The sequence below is a fragment of the Cellulomonas sp. P22 genome, from assembly GCF_044392165.1.
This window is the reverse complement of sequence record NZ_JBISBW010000003.1, coordinates 26253-44893: the sequence shown is the minus strand read 5'-3', so window position 1 is coordinate 44893 and position 18641 is coordinate 26253. Positions and strand designations below refer to the sequence as shown.

Here is an 18641-nt window from a genome sequence, read left to right as displayed (position 1 = left end):
CGGACGCGCGCGCACGCCACCGGCGCGAAACAACCGGCGACCTGCGCCGCACCCCGGCCCCGTCCGTCCCCCCGGCACCACCCACGCCGCACCACAGCACCTCAGCCCCGGAGGCCTTGATGTCCACCCCCCAGCCCACGGTCGTCGACCCGGTGACTGCCGGCGCGCCCGGCAGCGGTGAACCGCCCGCCCCCCGGAGCTCCCGCCCGGCGGACCGCTCCCACGCCCGCAGCTTCACGCGCGGCTTCGTCGCCAAGATGGTCGTCATGGCGGTCGTGGACGCGCTCGGGGTCTACGCGATGTTCGCGGCCTGGAATGCCGAGGCGTGGGGGATCCTCGCCGCGATGACGGCCCTGCTGGTCGCCGCGAACTGGGTCTACTTCTCGCGTCGGGCGCTGCCCCTGAAGTACATCCTCCCGGGCCTGGCCTTCCTGCTCGTCTTCCAGATCTACGTCGTCGCGTACACCGGCTACGTCGCGTTCACCAACTACGGCGACGGCCACAACTCGACGAAGGAGCAGGCCATCGAGGCCCTGCTCATCCAGAACGAGCGCCGTGTCGAGGGCTCCGACTCCTACCCGCTGACGGTGCTCGCCGACGGCGACGAGCTCGCGTTCGGCATCCTCACGCAGGACGGTGACGTCCGGGTCGGCAGCGCCGAGCAGCCGCTCGAGACGATCGACGACGCGGTCGTGACCGACGGCACGGTCACCGAGGTCCCGGGCTACGACGTCCTCGACCGCCAGCAGGTCCTCGCGCGCCAGAACGACGTCACGAACCTGCGGGTCGCCATCTCGGAGGACCCCGAGGACGGCTCGATCCGCACCCAGGACGCCCGCACCGGGTACGCCTACAGCTCGACGCTCGTGCACGACGAGGCCGCCGACACGATGACCGACACGACCACGGGCACCGTGTACACGCCCAACGACCGTGGTCAGTTCGAGGCGGCCGACGGCTCCCAGCTCGCTGTCGGCTGGCGGGTGGGCGTCGGGTTCGAGAACTTCACCACCGCGTTCTCCGACAGCCGCTACTCGCAGCCGTTCATGAAGATCCTCGCGTGGACGTTCGCGTTCGCGATCCTGTCGGTCGTCTCGACGTTCGGGCTCGGGCTGCTCCTCGCGATGGTCTTCAACGACCCGCGGCTGCGCGGCCGCAAGATCTACCGCACGCTGCTGATCCTCCCGTACGCGATCCCCGGCTTCCTGGCCGCGCTGCTGTGGGCAGGCATGCTCAACCGCAGCTACGGCTTCATCAACCAGGTGCTGCTGGGCGGCGCGCAGATCGGCTGGCTCACCGACCCGTGGCTGGCCAAGATCGCTGTGCTCGGCGTCAACCTGTGGCTCGGCTTCCCGTACATGTTCCTCATCTGCACCGGCGCGCTCCAGTCGCTGCCCGGTGACGTGCTCGAGGCCGCGAAGATCGACGGTGCGAGCAAGCTGCGCACGCTGCGCTCGGTGATCATGCCGCTGCTGCTGGTCTCGACCGCGCCGCTGCTCATCTCGTCGTTCGCGTTCAACTTCAACAACTTCACGCTCATCTACATGCTCACGGGCGGTGGCCCACGGTTCGCGGACGCGTCGGTCCCGCTGGGGCACACCGACATCCTGATCTCGATGGTCTACTCCGTCTCCGGCATCGACGGGACGGCACCGAAGAACTTCGGCCTGGCCAGCGCGCTCTCGATCGTGATCTTCGTGATCGTCGGGACCGTCTCGGCCATCGCCTTCCGTCGGACCCGCTCGCTCGAGGAGATCAGCTGACATGGCCACCGACGTCGCAACCACCGCCCCGACGAGCACCACGGCACCCGCGCTGAAGCACCGGATGAGCTTCGGCCGCTGGTTCAAGGAGCTGGGCTGGCGCCACATCGTGGGCGTGATCGGCGTGATCTACGCCGCCTTCCCGATCGTCTACATCATCTCGGCCTCGCTCAGCGAGAAGGGGACGCTGACCGGCTCGAACAAGCTGTTCTCCCAGGTCAGCTTCGCCAACTACGCGGCGCTGGGCGACACGCGCTTCTGGCAGTGGGCCGGCAACACCCTGCTCATCGCGTCGATCACGGCGATCGGCACCGTGCTCATGGGTGCGGCAGCGGCCTACGCGTTCTCGCGGTTCCGCTTCAGCGGTCGCCGCGTGGGACTGACCACGCTGCTGATCATCCAGATGTTCCCGCAGATGCTCGCGTTCGTCGCGATCTTCCTGCTGCTCATCGCGCTCGGGAACGTGGTGCCGGGGCTCGGCCTGAACAGCCGGGTCGCCCTGATCTGCATCTACCTGGGCGGCTCGCTCGGGGTCAACACGTTCCTCATGTACGGGTTCTTCAACACCGTGCCGCGCGAGCTCGACGAGGCCGCAAAGCTCGACGGCGCCACGCACTCGCAGATCTACTGGACGATCATCCTGCGCCTGGTCGCACCGATCCTCGCGGTCGTGGGCCTGCTCTCGTTCATCAGCACGTTCGGCGAGTTCATCATCGCCCGCACCGTGCTGCAGTCGGAGGGCAACTGGACGCTCGCGGTCGGCCTGTACAACTGGGTCTCGGACCTGCTCGAGGCCAACTGGGGCCTGTTCGCGGCCGGCGCTGTGATCTCCGCGGTCCCGGTGCTCGCCCTGTTCCTGTACCTGCAGAAGTACATCGTCGGCGGCCTGACCGCGGGCTCCGTGAAGGGCTGAGGCGTGGCGCGTCACCTCCTGGACCAGCCGCACCACGACGGGTCGGAGCAGTACGTCCCGCAGGGCACCCCCCAGCTCGGCGACGTGGTGCCCGTGCGGTTCCGGGTGCCGGCCTCGGCCACCGAGCGGTCCGTGTGGGTGCGCACCGTCCGGGACGCCGAGCCGCGCATGGAGCCAGCCCGGCTCGAGAGCGCCGACGAGCACGAGCGCTGGTACGTGGCGGACGTCCCGGTGCACAACCCGGTGACGAGCTACCGCGCGTTCCTCGACGAGCCCGGCGGGTACCGCTGGCTCGACGGGCGCGGCGTGCACACGCGCGACGTGCCCGACACGCACGACTTCCGCCTCACGGTGCACGACCCCGCCCCGGGGTGGATGCACGACGCCGTGGTGTACCAGGTGTTCCCCGACCGGTTCGCGCGGTCGAGCGGGCACGAGGGGCCACCGGCCGCCGAGCTGCCCGGGTGGGCGCAGGCGGCCGACTGGGCCGACGAGCCGATCGGCTCCGGGCCGGGCGTGGCGACCCAGCTGTACGGCGGCGACCTGCCCGGGATCGAGCAGCGGCTCGACCACCTCGAGCGGCTCGGCGTCGACGCGCTGTACCTCACGCCCGTCTTCCCGGGGCGCTCCAACCACCGGTACGACGCGAGCACGTTCGCGCACGTGGACCCGCTGCTGGGCGGCGACGCCGCGCTGGCCTCGCTGAGCCGTGCCGTGCACGCCCGCGGCATGCGGCTGCTCGGCGACTTCACGACGAACCACACGGGCGCCGGGCACGAGTGGTTCGCCCGGGCGCAGGCCGACCGCGCGAGCGAGGAGGCCGAGTACTACTACTGGCAGGACGAGGCCCCCGGCTACGTCGGCTGGCTCGGTCACGACTCGCTGCCCAAGCTCAACTACAACGCCCCGACGCTCGCGGCACGCATGGTCGCCGGACCCGACTCGATCATCGGCCGCTGGCTGCGCGAGCCGGTGAGCCTCGACGGCTGGCGCATCGACGTCGCGAACATGACGGGCCGCCACGCCGCCGACGACCTCACGCACGAGGTGGCGCGCGCGATCCGGGCGACCATGCGCGAGCTCAACCCCGAGGCCGTGCTCGTCTCCGAGCACTTCCACGACGCGGGCCTCGACCTGAGGGCCGGTGGCTGGCACACGAACATGAACTACTCGGCGTTCACGCGCCCGGTGTGGACGTGGCTCGTGGACCCGGACAACACGCTGGGCTTCCTGGGGCTGCCCTCGTCGATCCCGCGCCGCGACGGCACCGAGATGGTCGCGACCATGCGTGACTTCGACGCGGCGGTGCCGTGGTCGATCACGACCCACCAGTGGAACATGCTCGGCTCGCACGACACCCCGCGGCTGCGCACGGTGGTCGGCGACCCGGCGCAGGTCGAGGTCGCCGCGGGCCTGCTGTTCACGTACCCGGGCACGCCCGTGATGTTCGCGGGCGACGAGGGCGGCCTGACCGGCACGAACGGCGAGCACGCGCGCGTGCCCATGCCGTGGCCGACGATCGACGCGGGTGGCGGTCCCGGGTGGGACACCGCGACCTTCGAGGTGTACCGCTCGCTCATCGCGCTCCGCCGCTCGTCGCGGGCGCTGCGCGAGGGCGGCATGCGGTGGGCGGTCGTCGAGCCCGACGCCGTGGCGTACCTGCGGGAGACGGCCGACGAACGTGTGCTGGTCCTCGTCGCGCGTGCCCCGTGGGAGGGGGTCGTGCTGCCGCGGCACCTGCTCCGGCCCGGTGCGGACGCCGAGAACCTCTACGGGGGCGCGGACCTCAAGGTGCTGCCCGACGGCCTGGTGCTGCCCGGCGACGGTCCCGGCGTGCAGGTCTGGCGCCTGGCGTGACGACCGCCCCGGCGCTGCCCGCCCAGCTCGCGCACGACCTGCGCGCGCTCGGCGTGCGGCCCGGGGGAGTGCTCCTGGCGCACGCGAGCCTGTCCTGACCTGCGGATCGGGCGCAGCCTGTGGACCCTGCAGGTGCCTCCCAGGGCACGCCAACTAGGGTGATCGCGTGACAGCACAGACCCTGACGGACGGCTACACCGAGGTGGACCGCGCGCGCTGGGTCGAGGAAGCACCCAAGTCGCGCGCCCGGTCCCCGTTCGAGCGCGACCGCGCGCGGCTCGTGCACTCCTCGGCGCTGCGCCGGCTCGGTGCCAAGACCCAGGTCCTGGGCCCGGGCTCGGACGACTTCGTGCGCACGCGGCTCACGCACACCCTCGAGGTCGCGCAGGTCGGCCGCGAGATCGGCAAGGCGCTCGGCTGCGACCCCGACGTGGTCGACACCGCGTGCCTCGCGCACGACCTGGGCCACCCGCCGTTCGGGCACAACGGCGAGCGGGCGCTCGCGAGGATGGCCCGTGACATCGGCGGGTTCGAGGGCAACGCGCAGACCCTGCGCCTGCTGACCCGGCTCGAGCCCAAGGTCGTCGGGCCCGACGGCAGGGCGGTCGGTCTCAACCTCACCCGGGCGAGCCTCGACGCGTCGACCAAGTACCCGTGGCCCGCGGGCCAGGGCCCGCTCATGCCCGACGGCCGCCCCACCCACAAGTTCGGCGTGTACGGCGACGACGCCCCGGTGTTCGCCTGGCTGCGCGAGGGCGCTCCCCAGGGTCGCAAGTGCCTCGAGGCGCAGGTCATGGACCTCGCGGACGACATCTCCTACTCGGTGCACGACGTCGAGGACGCGGTGGTGGGCGGTCGGCTCGACCTGGTGGTGCTGACCCGCGAGCAGGAGCGGGCCCGCGTGGTCGAGGGCATCCAGGCCTGGTACGGCGACGACATCGACGGCGACGGCCTGCTCGACGCGATGGACCGGCTCAACGCGGCCGACCTGTGGGTCAACGGCTTCGACGGCTCACGGGGTGCGCTCGCGATGCTCAAGGACGCCACGAGCCAGCTGATCGGCCGGTTCGCCGGGGCCGCCCAGGCCGCGACCCGCGCCGAGTACGGCGAGGGCCCGCTCACGCGGTACGCCGCAGACCTGGTGGTGCCGCCCGAGACGGTCGCCGAGATCCTCGTGCTCAAGGGCCTGGCCGTGGCCTACGTCATGGCGCCGCGCGAGCTCGAGCCGCTCTACCACCGTCAGCGCGAGATCCTCGAGGACCTGGTGCACGTGCTGGCCGATCGCGCCCCCACGAGCCTCGAACCCCCCTTCGCGGCCGACTGGGCCGCTGCGGCCGACGACGGCGCACGCCTGCGCGTGGTGATCGACCAGGTCGCCTCGCTCACCGACGTCTCGGCCGCCGAGATGCACGCACGGCTGGTCCACCCGCCGCGCCGCTGAGCCGCACGACCCGTGCCCACAGGAACGTCGCCGAAGTCCCGAGCCGGAACACCTAGACTCAGGCCGTGGCAGGACGGATCCGGCGGGAGGACGTGCAGGCGGTCCGCGAGCGTGCCCAGATCGAGGAGATCGTCGGTCAGCACGTCACGCTGAAGTCGGCCGGGGTCGGCTCGTCGAAGGGCCTGTGCCCGTTCCACGACGAGCGCTCGCCGTCGTTCCACGTGCGCCCCCAGGTGGGCCTGTGGCACTGCTTCGGCTGCGGCGAGGGCGGTGACGTCATCTCGTTCGTGCAGAAGATCGACGGTCTGCCGTTCACCGAGGCCGTCGAGTACCTGGCGGGCCGGGTCGGCCTGCAGCTGCGCTACGAGGAGGGCGGCGCCCCACGCCCCGGCGAGGAGCCCGGCCGACGGCAGCGGCTGCTCGAGGCGCACCGGGTCGCCGCCGCGTACTTCACCGAGCAGCTCACGACACCGGGTGCGGCGACCGCGCGCCAGTTCCTGGCCGAGCGCGGATTCGACCGGACGGCCGCCGAGCAGTTCGGTGTCGGGTACGCCCCGCAAGGGTTCGACGCGCTGCTGCGCCACCTGCGCGGCCGCGGCTTCACCGAGGCCGAGCTCACCGCGTCGGGCCTCGTCAGCCAGAACAACCGTGGGCTGTACGACCGGTTCCGTGGACGGCTCGTGTGGCCGATCCGCGAGGTCACGGGCGACACGATCGGCTTCGGCGCGCGCAAGCTCTTCGAGGAGGACCAGGGCCCCAAGTATCTCAACACCCCCGAGACACCGCTCTACCGCAAGTCGCAGGTGCTCTACGGCATCGACCTGGCCAAGCGGGAGATCGCCCGCGAGAAGCAGGTCGTGGTCGTCGAGGGGTACACCGACGTCATGGCCATGCACCTGTCGGGGGTCGGCACGGCCGTCGCGACCTGCGGCACCGCGTTCGGCTCCGACCACGCGCGCATCGTGCGGCGGCTCATCGGCGACTCGGGGACCAGCGGCGGCGTGCAGCTCGCCTCGGGGCAGTCCGTCGGCGGGGAGATCATCTTCACGTTCGACGGCGACGCCGCCGGGCAGAAGGCCGCGATGCGCGCGTTCGGGGAGGACCAGTCGTTCTCGGCGCAGACGTTCGTCGCGGTCGAGCGCAGCGGCATGGACCCGTGCGAGCTGCGCCAGGCCCAGGGGCCCGATGCGGTGCGTGCGCTCGTGGGCAACCGTCAGCCGCTGTTCGAGTTCGTGATCCGCACCACGCTGCGCGCGTACGACCTGGGCACCGCCGAGGGTCGTGTGGGCGCGTTGCGGGCCGCGGCACCCGTCGTCGCCGGGATCCGGGACACAGCGCTGCGCCCCGAGTACACGCGGCTGCTCGCCGGGTGGCTCGGGATGGACCACGCGTCGGTGAGCGAGGCCGTGCGTGCGGCCGGACGTCGAGCGGCACGCCCCGACGAGGCGCGCGGCCGACCGCAGGACGCGCGGGGCGGACCGGGGGCCGGTGACCGCGGACGCCCCGACGACCGTCGCGGCGAGAGCGTGCCGGTGCCCGTGGCCCGGATGCAGCAGCCCGACCAGCGCGACCCCGTGGCCCGCACCGAGCGGACCGTGCTCGAGGTGGCCCTGCAGCACCCGCTGCTGGTGCCCGACGAGTTCGACGACCTCCAGGCCGACGCGTTCACCGCCCCCGCCTACCGGGCCGTGCACGAGGCCGTCCGGGCAGCCGGCGGGCTCGTGGGGGCCCGTGAGGTGCTCGCCGGGGCGGGTGCGACCGGGACGGCCGCCTGGGTCGCGCGCGTCCAGGAGGAGGCCGCCGGGCCGGTCACCGGGCTCGTCACCGAGCTCGCGGTGGCCCCGCTGCCCGAAGACCGTCCCGCGGCGCTGGCCGACTACGTGCGCGGGGTCGTGCTCGCGCTCGTCGAGATCGGCTTCACGCGGCACATCGCCGACCTGCGGGGGCGGTTGCAGCGCATGGACTCGACGGCCGACCCCGCGGGATACCAGGCGGCCTTCGCCGAGCTGGTCGCGGTCGAGGCCCGGCGCCGCACGCTCCGCGAGAGCGCCTGACGCTCGCCCTCAGCGCAGCGTCGCGAGCGCGGTCCCGTCGTCGAGCACCAGATCGCCCTCGACGGTCGCCGTGACGGTGAGCGAGCGCAGCGTGACCTGACCGTGGTAGTTCGACAGGAACGCGGTGTCGGTGGCGTCCCGCCCTGTCGCGATCCGCACCATGGACCCGCGCGGGGCGAGGCCCGTCGCGTCCACCACGTGCCAGGCCCCCGCCACGTAGGCCTCCACGACGGCGTGGAAGTCCATGGGACGCAGTCCCGGGGCGTAGACGGACACGAGCCGCGCCGGGACGTCCCGGGCCCGCAGGAGGGCCACCACGAGATGCGCGAAGTCCCGGCAGACCCCGCGCCGGCGCAGCAGCGTGTCGGTCGCACCGTCGGTCGGGCTGCTCGACCCGCTCAGGTACGTGACGTGCCCCCGGACCCACGTGACCACCGCATCGAGCAGCTCGACGTCGGCGAGCCCGTCGAACTGGTCGAGGGCGAACGACAGCAGCCGGTCCGACTGCGCGTACCGGCTCGGGCGCAGGTACTCCATGAGCGCCGCGTCCTCGACGGGTGCCGGGTCCGCACCGCCGGTGACCTGCGCGCGGTACGCGACGACCACACGGCCGGGCGGTGAGCTGACCTTGTGCACCCGCGAACCGTGCGGGCCCTTGAGCTCGACCACGTCGAGCGCGGTGCTCTCGTGCGTCACCGTCAGGTACTCCTGGCGGTCGTACGCGCCGTCCGCGACCGCGACGGAGAGGTACAGGTCGGGTGTGCCCCCGATGTCGAGGCTGAGGTGGGCCGTGACGGTACGCAGCACGAACGTCGGTGTCCTTCCGGGGAGAGCAGGGGAGCGGAGCGGGCGGCCGGTGCCGGACCGGGATGTACCACCTGTCACCTGGAGTGTGAGGCCAGCGGGGCGTACACGCCAGTAGCAGAACGCGCGGAGCGGGGCGCCCGCGGTCGGCCTTCGTCGTGTCCCCCTACGAACAGGTAGGCGCGAACGGGTGCAACCTTCAAGAGCAGTGGTCGCGGACTGTGCACAGACGTCAGCGAGCCGTGCGCTGTGGACGACGTCGCGCGGGTGGCTGCGCGGGCTCGACCTTCTCGTTCATCGCGGTGCGGGTGTGGGTCGACAGCAGCGCGCGTCGGTGAGTTCGTCGCCGCCCACGGTCAGCAGTGACGGGATCGGGCCCGGCTCCTCCGCGGTGCCTCGACGTTCGCGGTGGTCTGCCTTTCAGGTCAGGGCGTCGAGCGCTGCCTGCAGTCGATCGCGCACAGCCTCGAGCTCGAGCGCTCCGGCGGCGGTCAGGACGGCCTCGAACTCGTCGCGATCGGTCTGCTCGATCGATTCGATGCCGTCCACCGACGCGAACACGTTCTCGAGCCGGACGAACACCGCATCACCGAGAGCTTCCTGCGCCCACTCGTCGACGTTGACCAGAACCTCGCGCGGGTCGTCACCGGCCGGATCGACCTCCAAGTACACCTGGACAGTGACGCAGTCGTCTTCGCTCGATGGCGATGAGGTGCCCGGATCGATCTGCTGAAGATTGGTCTGCAGAGCCGTCTCCAACCGGCGGGCACCGCGAAGTCGGAACATTCCCAGCGACCCTCCCACGAGGGTGGCAGGACCGGGAACCCCGGGCCGCCCGGCCCAGGTCGGACGCAGATCGTCGGCATCGCCGCGCTGCTCGAACAACGCCAACTCGAGCCGCGGTCGCTCCCGTTGCATCACTTCGGCGACCAGCGCGGTCAAACCCGCGGCAGCGGCGTCCCACCAAGCGTTGCCGCTGCCCCACTCCGGCGCTGTAGGCAACGAGGCGATGTCCGTGTCGGCTGGCGGCGCTCCGTAAGGACCACTGAGTTGCTCGATCCACTCGACGATCGAGTCCAGGCCCTCAACCCTTCGGGTCACCGGCGGCCCGCCGCGCGCAGCCAGCTCCTCAGCTAGCCACGTTCGTCGTTCGGGCAGCGCAGTGCGCCATTCGATGAACCACTGACGCGCCTGTGCGACTTGCTGACGACGGGGGCCGGGCCAGTCGGGCCCGGAGAAGAACAGCTGCTTCACGGGTTCCATATGACCACCGTGATCGGGTTGGGTCCCGCCTGCAGGAGGTCGATGAGTGCAGGATCCGGTCCGAAGCTGTTGCCTCGCCCGCTGGCGAAGAAGTGCCACTCCACGTCAGCGACCTGCGCATCAGCCAGCATCTTCTTGTCCTTCTCGACCTGTCGGCGGACGAACGAGGACAGTTTGCCGTCGCCAGTCTTCGACTCACGGGCGATGCGCGTGCCGCCCACATCGGAGAAGCTGTCGATGAAGCGGGCCTCGGTCTTCCCGCCAATGCTGACGTTGATCCGCTTGCCGACCCCGGAGAACAAGCTCTGCAGGTGCTGCTCGGCTTGTCGTCCGAACCCGAGCCCGGTGGGCACAGGGTCGTCGAACCACTTGCCTGCAGAGCGTACCGAGTCGGCCTTGCTCAGCGCGTTGGCGAGGTCGTCGAGCGACCTGGCCCCGCGTCGGCCAGCGGCGAGCTTGCGCAGGTCGGCATCGGCGAGGTGCTGGGTCAGAACGGCATGCTGGGAGCCGCGGAAGGCCCTGACCGACGCACTGAACGCATCGTCCGCGATCGACCCGCCGGCCGCGGAGACCGTCACCGAAGCCGAACGTGCGGACGCAGCGTCGTCGGCCATCCGAGCGAAGGACGTCAGTGCTTCGTCGATCATCCGCTGGTAGTTCTTGCCGTGCCGGGCCCAACGGGTGACGTCGGCGATGACGCCGGGGACGTCACCGACCCACTCAGCCAGGCCCACCACGCCCAGGGCCGCTTCGATGATCGCGCCGACGGTATCGCCTTGCATGATCAGACCGATGACGTCGCGGACCGAGACGACGACGTCGGCGACGGGGATGAACGAGACCACCGTCATCCCCACGACGTACGTGACCTGCTCGGTGAGCATCGGCGAGAACGCGACCTCGACGCATGTGGCACCGGGCAGCGAGCACGGCTTGACGAAGCCGATGTCCGCGATCGGGTAGGGGCGGCCACCGATCGTCGTCCAGCCGACCTTGGTCGAACCCGAGACGCCTTGGTCGGCGAGGGCGTAGCCGACCTCGCCGAGGACGGCTCCGACGAGGAACGCGCGTGCCTGTTCGAGGAGTGTGGCGTCGTAGGTGAACGGGTCGAGGTCGTGGGCGAGCTCGGCGCCGTCGTTGAAGCTGTCGCCGTCGGAGTTCGCCAGGGCCGGGTCCCACCCGTAGGTGTACTCATCGCCGTCGTTGACGCCGTCGCGGTCCATGTCCTTGTTGAGCGGGTTGGTGCCGAGATCGATCTCCTCGGCGTCGGCCAGGCCGTCGCCGTCAGAGTCAGCCCGGTAGGGGTGGCTGACCATCCGGAACAGGGTCCCGCCGTAGTACTGGTAGGGCTGCATTTCCTCACCGTCGAGCAGCCCGTCGCCATCGGAGTCGGCGAGCGTGGGGTCGGATCGGATCATCACCCCCGTCCCGGTGGGCATGCCGTTGAGCTCCCACGTGTCGTACAGGCCGTCGCGGTCGGTGTCGGTGCCGGCGCCGACGTCGTCGGCTATCCGGGAGAACACGTTCGGCAGGTCCGCCGCCTGAGCGACGGCGAAGTACTGGCCGCCTGTCGCATCGGCGATGCCGCGCAGCAGGCTGGCGCTCGGAGCGCTGCCCAGGCCGATGGTGTAGACCGTGATGTCGTTCTGCACGGCTGTGGTGGTCAGGGTGCTGTCGTAGGAACCCTGGCCGTCGGTCAGGACGATCTCGATCCGTGCCCGGTCGGGCGTCGCGTTGTTCAGCAGCTCGGAGTGCGCGGCGCTGACGCCCGCGCCGATGTCTGTGCCGCCGCTCGCGCCCACCCGCGAGACTGCGGCGCGCGCGCTGGCGAGGTCCTCGGTCAGGGGCGAGAGCAAGCTGGCTGAACTGGCGAAGGAGACCACGCCCGCGCGGTCGCCGGCGATGAGCGCGTCGATGAAGCGTTGCGCCGATGTCCGACGCAGCCCCGTCGGGTCGTTGCTCGACATCGACCCCGAGGAGTCGAGCACGAGCATGACGTCGACGTTCGCGGTGCCATCCCCGCCGCCGTCTCCGCGCGGATCCTCGGCGAGCATGACCGCCTGCCACTTCGGAACGTAGAACAGCACGAACGTGGTGAAGTGGGTCGAGGTCGCAGTTGCCGTTCCTGAAGCCGCGTCGACGGTCGTCTCGATGGGCGTGAGCATCCCGGTCTGCACGTCGAGGTACCCGATCGCGACGTGCCCGAAGTCCCCGTCGGGCACCGCGTTGGGATCGAACCCGAACGTCAGCTGAGCGCTGTCGAACGGGGTGTCGGTGCGCAGATCGATGGGCTTGGAGAGCAGCGACTGTGCACCGTCCCAGTCCACGGCCTGGCTCTCGTCGGACGCGAGCACCGTCGCTGCCACGTCGCCGACACCGGTCATCGCCACGGTCAGCGACGCACCCTCGACTCCCAGGCTCGCGGCGTCGATGCTCGAGGTGTACGTCTCTTGGCCATCCGGAGTTCCGTCGCCGTCGGTGTCGGCGTTGCGCGGGTTCGTGCCGAGACGCTGCTCGCTCGCATCGTCCAGACCGTCGGCGTCGGTGTCTGCCAGCGTCGGGTCGGAGTCGAACGCAGTCGGTGCCTCCTGACCGTCCGTCAGACCGTCGCCATCGGTGTCCGGGTTGGCCGGATCGGTGCCGAGGACGAGCTCGCGCGCGTTGGTGACGCTGTCACCGTCTCCGTCCGCGTCGCCGTCGCGGGTGACGCCGTCGGTGGCGGTGAGCGTGGGATCGGTCATCGTGCGGAACAGCTCGATCGAGTCAGCCAGACCGTCGCCGTCGGTGTCGGCACGTCCGGCGTCGAGACCCAGCTGGTTCTCGATAGACCGTGGTATCAGGTCCCGGTCATTGTCGGCATTCTGCAAGAAGGAGTCGATTCGTTGACTGATCGGTCGCCATGCGTCGCGGAACCGGTCGAGTGACTCCCGGATCGCACCGCGCTCGACCAGGTCGATGCCCTCGGCGTACTTGAGACGGAAGTGCCGCAGCGCGTCAGCGCACCGGTCGGGGGCACCGCAGCTGCCGGACTCAGAGAGTGTGGTGCCGAGCTGCCACTCGTGCACCGCTGCGATGCGGTCGGCTTCGACGATCTCGTTCGTGATCTGCGCGATGCTTGCCGCCACGGACGCATCGCTGATCGACGCCAGGGTCGCGAGCGCCTGCATGTCGGACTCAAACAGCTGAACGTCCTGCGCGCTGTCACCGCTGACGTACTGCGTCGCGGTCTTGAACTGCTCGAGCGCGGTCTCCAGGCTCGCCTGCACCGCCGCATCCCCGGTCGCGCCCATCAGATCCGCCAGCTGCGTCAACGCGGCGAGGCGTGTATCGAACCCCTGACCGGCGACCACGCTCTCCGCGAGGTCGTCCGGCAGCTCTGCCGCCTCCACGGGGACGGACGTCAGCAACGTGAATGCGAGTGTGGTGCTCAGAACAGCACCGATCCCTCGGACCGGACGGCGAACACGTTCGTGCAGCTGCATGGATCTTCCCTTCGCGGCGATCTCCAGGTACTCCTGCGGCCGCGTCTCCCCCCGCCCGCACGAGGGAACCTGCCAGCCCAGGACGCACCGCGTGGCAGCAACGCTGGCGGTTCACCCGGTTGCCATGCGCGGCGATCCGATCGGACCAGCCGGGCTCCGCAGGAGCGGGCGAGACTCACCCTGACGGCTTGCGGTTCTCGGGGGCGTGAGGCGACCCGGGATCCCCTCTGAACTCCGGCGCGCCCGCGGTGGGGCCGCTCGGCGTGTGCCTTGGGGACGTCCAGCTCGACAGCGAGCAGGCGCCAACCCACGATGGCGCACCTCGCATCCGGAGTGGTGAGCATGCAGATCACGGCGTCGACGATGCGCGATGCGATGGCCGGCTCCCAACCCCCGTCGACGAGCGCCGCATCGACGCGAGTAGCGTCTCCCGCCACGCGAATCCGGCAACCGGATCGACAGCAGCGCTCGCGGGCTCCCAGCCCGTCTCGGCGAGGGCGTCGAGCGACGCTGCCGGCGCCAGCTCGCCCCGCTTCGCCGCTGCGGCCAGGCTCCGAGCCTGGCACTCCTCGATTCCGTACCTGGCCGAGACGATCTCGCCGAGGACCGCCCGTCGGGCCGCCTGCCAGATGACGCCCCAGGGTGAGGTGGCCGTGCGCAACCGCGGCGCCGTCACTGTCTGACAGCCGGTGGCCACACGGCCCGGGAGCGGCCCATGACCGGCGATCCGGAACCTGCCTATGGCACGGCTGTTGCACGCGGAGGCAAAGCGAAGGGCCCCCGCCTGCGTTTTCGCAGGTCAGGGGCCCTAGGTCGTTGCTCCCTCGACTGGACTCGAACCAGTAACCGTCCGATTAACAGTCGGATGCTCTGCCAATTGAGCTACGAGGGACTGCAGCGGGCAAAACTCTAGCAGCCGTCCGGGGGTGCTCCGAAATCGCGTGCAAACGCGCGCGCGAGGCGGCTCCGGGGTCAGTCGCGCAAACCTGCTGCCCGGCGCACCCGCAGCTCGGCGGCGTCCACGAGCGGGGCCACGGCCGGGTCCTCGAGGTCGACCGTGGGGTCCCCGACCACCTGCGAGAACAGCGAGCCGTCCTCGTCGTGACGCACCGCCACCCGCACCGTGCGGCCGCCCGGCAGCGCGATGCTCTCGGAGTGCACGACGGAGGCCTGGACCCTCTCGCGCAGGGTGCGGGCGAACGTCTCGGCACCCCGTTCGGTGAGCGGCAGGTCCTCGCTCGTGCCGTCGACCCGGTGCACGGTGATGGTCATCGTCTCGGCCGTGAGGTTCGCCCGGTCGACGTCGAGCCACGGGTGGCGCTCGACGGCGTCGTCGGTCAGCACGTACAGGGCGAGCCGTGTCGCGACGGCCCACCGGCCGTCGGCCAGCCCGACCGTCGCCAGGGCACGGTCGCCGCGTGGCAGGGCCAGGCGCTGGCGGTACGCGTCGGGCAGGGCAGGGCGTCGCGAGAACAGAGGCACGAGGGCCACCGTAGTCGCGCAGGACAGCAGACGGGCGCGGCGACCTCAGGAGCACGGTGGGCCAGGTGGGGCTTGAACCCACGACCGACGGATTATGAGTCCGCTGCTCTGACCGGCTGAGCTACTGGCCCGCGACGCCACAGGCTACCCGGTCGGGCATCGCTGCCGAGATGACCGCCGGTCCGCGTCGCGTGCCGAAGGTGCGCTCGTGGCGCGGAGACGGGGTCGCCGAGGGGTGCCGGGCGTGTCCGTTTTCATCGCGTGTTCCGGGGAGGCGCGGTGGTAACGACCGGTTGCGCGGCAGACCGGGTGGTTTCACCCGATGGGGTTGTTGCACGGTTGTCCAGTTTGCTGCATAGTTCACATCGTTAGCGACAACGGCAAACCCGCCGCGAGGTGGGGACGCAAAGCCACGGAACCCACTGGGTGAGCCGAGCTACCGAACGACAGGAGCGCATGTCATGGCCATTTCCTCCCCCCACCGCAACGAGAACTCCGCTCCCATGCCGGGCGCGCTGCTCACCCCCGGTGAGGTGGCAGTCCTCTTCCGCGTCGACCCGAAGACGGTCACGCGGTGGGCCCAGGCGGGCAAGCTCTCCGCCGTGCGGACCCTGGGTGGTCACCGCCGCTTCCACGAGGCCGAGGTCCGTGAGCTGCTGACGGGCGTCCCGCAGCAGCGCACCGAGAGCTGAGCCAGCCGCACACAGTCGTCGAAGGCCCCGGGGGACGAACCCCGGGGCCTTCGTCGTGCGTGCGTGTCGTGGGTGGTGGTGGGTGGCCGGGCGGGTCAGTACCGGTCGAGCACCGTCGCGAGCACAGCCTGCTGCACCTCGGCGGCCGGCCGGTGCGGCTGGAACGCGAGCCACTCCAGACCGGTGACGAGCGTGGCGCCGAAGATCGCCGCGGCGGTGATGCTCGGGTCGCGCTCGGGTCGGCTCGCCGCGACCACACCGGCGAAGATGCCCATCGACTCCTCCCGGACCAGGCGGATCGAGTCCTGCCAGTCACGTCCGGTCCGGAAGATCTCGGCGACCATGAGCTTGGCGAAGTCGGGGTGGTTCCGGACCTGGTCGAGCAGCTCGGTCACGAGCGCCTCGATCGCCTCGCGCCCGTCGAGCCCCGCAGCGGCGGCCCGCAGGGCGGCGGTGAGCCGGCCCACGCCCTCGACGATCACGGCCTCGAACAGGGCCCTCTTGGAGCCGAAGTTGTAGTAGACGCTGCCCTTGGCCACCCCTGCGGCCGACGCGATGTCGTCGACCGAGGTCGCGGAGAAGCCGCGGTCGGCGATCAACGAGACGGCGGCGTCCACGATCAGGTCGCGGGTCCCGGCCCCGCGGTCGCCACGCTCGGGTCGGCGTGGTGCGGCCGCGGGGTCGGGAGTCGCGCTGGTCATGAGGGCAGCCTGTCAGATCTCGAGGGCCGGGTGCAGCCGGGCCAGGCTCCAGGTCCGGAGTCGGCCGGCGCGCCAGGCGGTCACGGCGAGCGAGCCGATCAGCAGCGCGCCGAGGTACGCCACCGCGCCCCACAGCCGTGCGTCGACCCCGCCGGTGATGACCTGGCGCAGCCCGGTCACGGCGTAGCTCATCGGCAGCAGCGGGTGGATCACCCGGAAGAACAGCGGTGTGGTCTCGACGGGGTAGGTGCCCCCCGACGAGGCCAGCTGCAGCATGAGCAGCGCGAGGATCATGACCTTGCCGGCCGCGGCGCCGAGCACCGCGGTGAGCATCTGCTGCAGCGCGAGGAACGCGGCGACGATCAGGAGCGTGAAGGCGACGGTTCCTGCTGCTGTGTGCATCTCGAGCCCGACGCCGTAGTGCGTCACCCCCAGCATGACCAGGACCTGGCCGAGCCCGATGAGCAGCGCGGGCAGGTACCCGGCGAGCGCGACGCGCAGGCCCGAGACCCGGGTCGCGAGGGCCCGCGAGGGGAGCGGCCGCAGCAGCAGCCAGGTGATCAGCGAGCCGACGAACAGCGCGAGCGGGATGAAGAACGGGGCGAAGCCCTCACCGAACCCCTCGGCGGCTGCGACGTGGTCGGACTGGACCGACACCGGAGCGCTGATCACCTCGGCGCGGTCGGAGCGCAGGCTCGCGTCGTCGTCGGGGATCGCGTCCGCGCCACCGGCCAGTGCGTCGGCGAGCGTCTGGGTGCCCTCGCCGAGCTGGTCGCTGCCGTCCGCGACCTGGCCGGCGCCGTCTGCGAGCTCGCTGGTCCCCGTGGCGAGCGCGTCGGCGCCTGCGGCGAGCGTGGTGGTGCCCGACGCGAGCGTCGAGGAGCCGGTGGCCAGGGCCCCGGCACCGGTCGCGAGGGACCGGGCGCCGTCGGCGACCTGCGCGGTCCCGTCGGCGAGGGTGCGCGATCCGGTGGCGAGCTCGTCGGCTCCGTCCGAGAGCGTGCCGAGCCCCGTGCTGAGCGCCGAGGCGCCCGTGGCGACCTTCCCGGCGCCGGCGTCGAGCCGGGCGAGCTGCGCGGACATCGACGTGAGCGTCTCGCTGCTCGGGAGGCCGGACTGCGCCTGCTGGAGCCCCGTGAGCAGCTGCGCGGCGGTGGTGTCCCCGGCGGCGGCGCGCGCCCCGAGGTAGGTGCCGACCTGGGTCAGGCCGGACTGCAGCGCCGGCAGCTTCCCGGTGAGGCCGCCCACCTGCGTGACGGTGGTGTGCACGCCCGCGGCGACCTCGGCGGCGCCGCCGGCGAGGGTGGTCGAGGACGACGCGGCGGTCGCGGCACCCTCGGCGAGGGACTGCGCCCCGGTGGACAGCCGGGCGGCACCGTCGGCCGCGGACGACGCGCCGGTCGCGAGCGCGCCGGCGCCGGTGGCGACCTGCCGCGAGCCGTCGGCGAGCGACGCCGAGCCGGAGACGAGCTGCTGGGAGCCGTCGGCCAGCGCCGAGGCACCGGCGGCGGCGCTGGTCGCGCCGTCGGCCACCTGGTGCGCGCCCTCGGCGAGCTGGCCGCCCGCGGCGCGCAGCGTGAGGGCGCCGTCGGAGGCCTGGGCGAACCCGTCGCGGGCCGATCCGAGGCCGACGAGGACCTTGTCCACCGCCTGCTCGCCGATCGTGGTCGAGACGGCGGACTGGATCTGGGTCATCGCGCTGCGACCGAGCGTCGAGGCCAGGAACGAGTTGGCGTCGTTGTACGTCACGAGCAGCTGTGCCGTGGTGGGCGTGTCGCCACCCGCCGAGGCGATGTCGGCCGAGAAGTCCTCGGGCACGGTGACGGCGAAGTAGTAGGTGCCGTCGGCGACGCCGTCGGCGGCTTCGTCGGCGTCGACCTCGGCCCAGTCCAGGTCGCCGGACTGGAGCAGTCGGGTGGTCACGTCGGTGCCGGCGTGGAGCGGTTCGCCGTCGAGCTCGGCGCCCTGGTCGGCGTTGACGAGCGCGACCGGGAGCCGGTCCATGTTGCCGGTCGGGTCCCAGAAGGCCCAGAGGTACAGCGCACCGTAGAGCAGGGGGACGAGGATCATGGCGGCGACGGCGAGCCGGGGGAGCCGGCCGCGGCGGAACCGGCGGAGCTCGGTTCCGGTCGAGGTGAGGGAGAGCATCGGGGTCCTTCGGGACGCGGCTGCGCACGGGGTGCGCGGCG

The 18641-nt window shown here is 71.5% G+C and carries 12 protein-coding genes, 2 tRNA genes and 1 riboswitch; of the genes, 6 read left to right on the top strand and 8 right to left on the bottom strand.

Annotated features, from left to right (window positions below; all coding sequences use genetic code 11):
- Nucleotides 1-119 precede the first annotated feature (119 nt).
- From ACGIF2_RS03275 to dnaG, 5 genes are all read left to right on the top strand, one after another.
- Nucleotides 120-1763 (top strand): ABC transporter permease subunit, encoded by a 1644-nt coding sequence (locus tag ACGIF2_RS03275; RefSeq protein ID WP_396043449.1) that lies wholly within the window; start codon nt 120-122, stop codon nt 1761-1763.
- Between the two features lies 1 nt (nt 1764).
- Nucleotides 1765-2676: a sugar ABC transporter permease gene (locus ACGIF2_RS03270; protein ID WP_396043447.1), complete on the top strand. Its 912-nt coding sequence runs from the start codon at nt 1765-1767 to the stop codon at nt 2674-2676.
- Nucleotides 2677-2679: 3 nt separating this feature from the next.
- Nucleotides 2680-4533 carry a glycoside hydrolase family 13 protein gene (locus ACGIF2_RS03265; RefSeq protein ID WP_396043445.1) on the top strand — a complete coding sequence of 618 codons (1854 nt, stop codon included), beginning with the start codon at nt 2680-2682 and terminating at the stop codon, nt 4531-4533.
- Between the two features lie 166 nt (nt 4534-4699).
- On the top strand, nt 4700-5974 hold the full coding sequence (locus tag ACGIF2_RS03260; RefSeq protein ID WP_396043442.1) for a deoxyguanosinetriphosphate triphosphohydrolase: 1275 nt from the start codon (nt 4700-4702) through the stop codon (nt 5972-5974).
- 65 nt (nt 5975-6039) lie between these two features.
- Nucleotides 6040-8028 carry a DNA primase gene (gene dnaG / locus ACGIF2_RS03255; RefSeq protein ID WP_396043440.1) on the top strand — a complete coding sequence of 663 codons (1989 nt, stop codon included), beginning with the start codon at nt 6040-6042 and terminating at the stop codon, nt 8026-8028.
- 9 nt (nt 8029-8037) lie between these two features.
- On the opposite strand, the gene ACGIF2_RS03250 is transcribed toward dnaG, so the two are convergent.
- From ACGIF2_RS03250 to ACGIF2_RS03225, 6 genes are all read right to left on the bottom strand, one after another.
- Nucleotides 8038-8835: a transglutaminase family protein gene (locus ACGIF2_RS03250; protein ID WP_396043438.1), complete on the bottom strand. Its 798-nt coding sequence runs from the start codon at nt 8833-8835 to the stop codon at nt 8038-8040.
- Between the two features lie 417 nt (nt 8836-9252).
- Nucleotides 9253-10086, bottom strand: a complete 834-nt coding sequence (locus ACGIF2_RS03245) for a hypothetical protein (protein ID WP_396043436.1) — start codon at nt 10084-10086, stop codon at nt 9253-9255.
- Complete coding sequence (locus ACGIF2_RS03240; protein WP_396043433.1) at nt 10083-13484, bottom strand: VWA domain-containing protein; 3402 nt, start codon at nt 13482-13484, stop codon at nt 10083-10085. Before ACGIF2_RS03240 ends, ACGIF2_RS03245 begins: the two co-directional genes overlap by 4 nt.
- Before the next feature lie 912 nt (nt 13485-14396).
- Nucleotides 14397-14469, bottom strand: a tRNA-Asn gene (locus tag ACGIF2_RS03235).
- 80 nt (nt 14470-14549) lie between these two features.
- Entirely contained in the window at nt 14550-15059 is a 510-nt protein-coding gene (locus ACGIF2_RS03230) for a hypothetical protein (protein ID WP_396043431.1), read from the bottom strand.
- 57 nt (nt 15060-15116) lie between these two features.
- Nucleotides 15117-15190, bottom strand: a tRNA-Ile gene (locus tag ACGIF2_RS03225).
- Nucleotides 15191-15428: 238 nt separating this feature from the next.
- Nucleotides 15429-15503, top strand: a riboswitch (cyclic di-GMP riboswitch).
- Nucleotides 15504-15562: 59 nt separating this feature from the next.
- Between ACGIF2_RS03225 and ACGIF2_RS03220 the strand changes: the two genes are divergently transcribed.
- Complete coding sequence (locus ACGIF2_RS03220) at nt 15563-15751, top strand: BldC family transcriptional regulator (RefSeq protein WP_396043760.1); 189 nt, start codon at nt 15563-15565, stop codon at nt 15749-15751.
- 95 nt (nt 15752-15846) lie between these two features.
- Here ACGIF2_RS03220 and ACGIF2_RS03215 read toward each other — a convergent pair whose 3' ends face one another.
- Complete coding sequence (locus ACGIF2_RS03215) at nt 15847-16452, bottom strand: TetR/AcrR family transcriptional regulator (RefSeq protein ID WP_396043429.1); 606 nt, start codon at nt 16450-16452, stop codon at nt 15847-15849.
- A gap of 12 nt (nt 16453-16464) precedes the next feature.
- The gene (locus tag ACGIF2_RS03210; RefSeq protein WP_396043427.1) at nt 16465-18600 is read right to left on the bottom strand and encodes a YhgE/Pip family protein; all 2136 of its coding nucleotides are present in this window, start codon (nt 18598-18600) and stop codon (nt 16465-16467) included.
- Between the last annotated feature and the right edge of the window lie 41 nt (nt 18601-18641).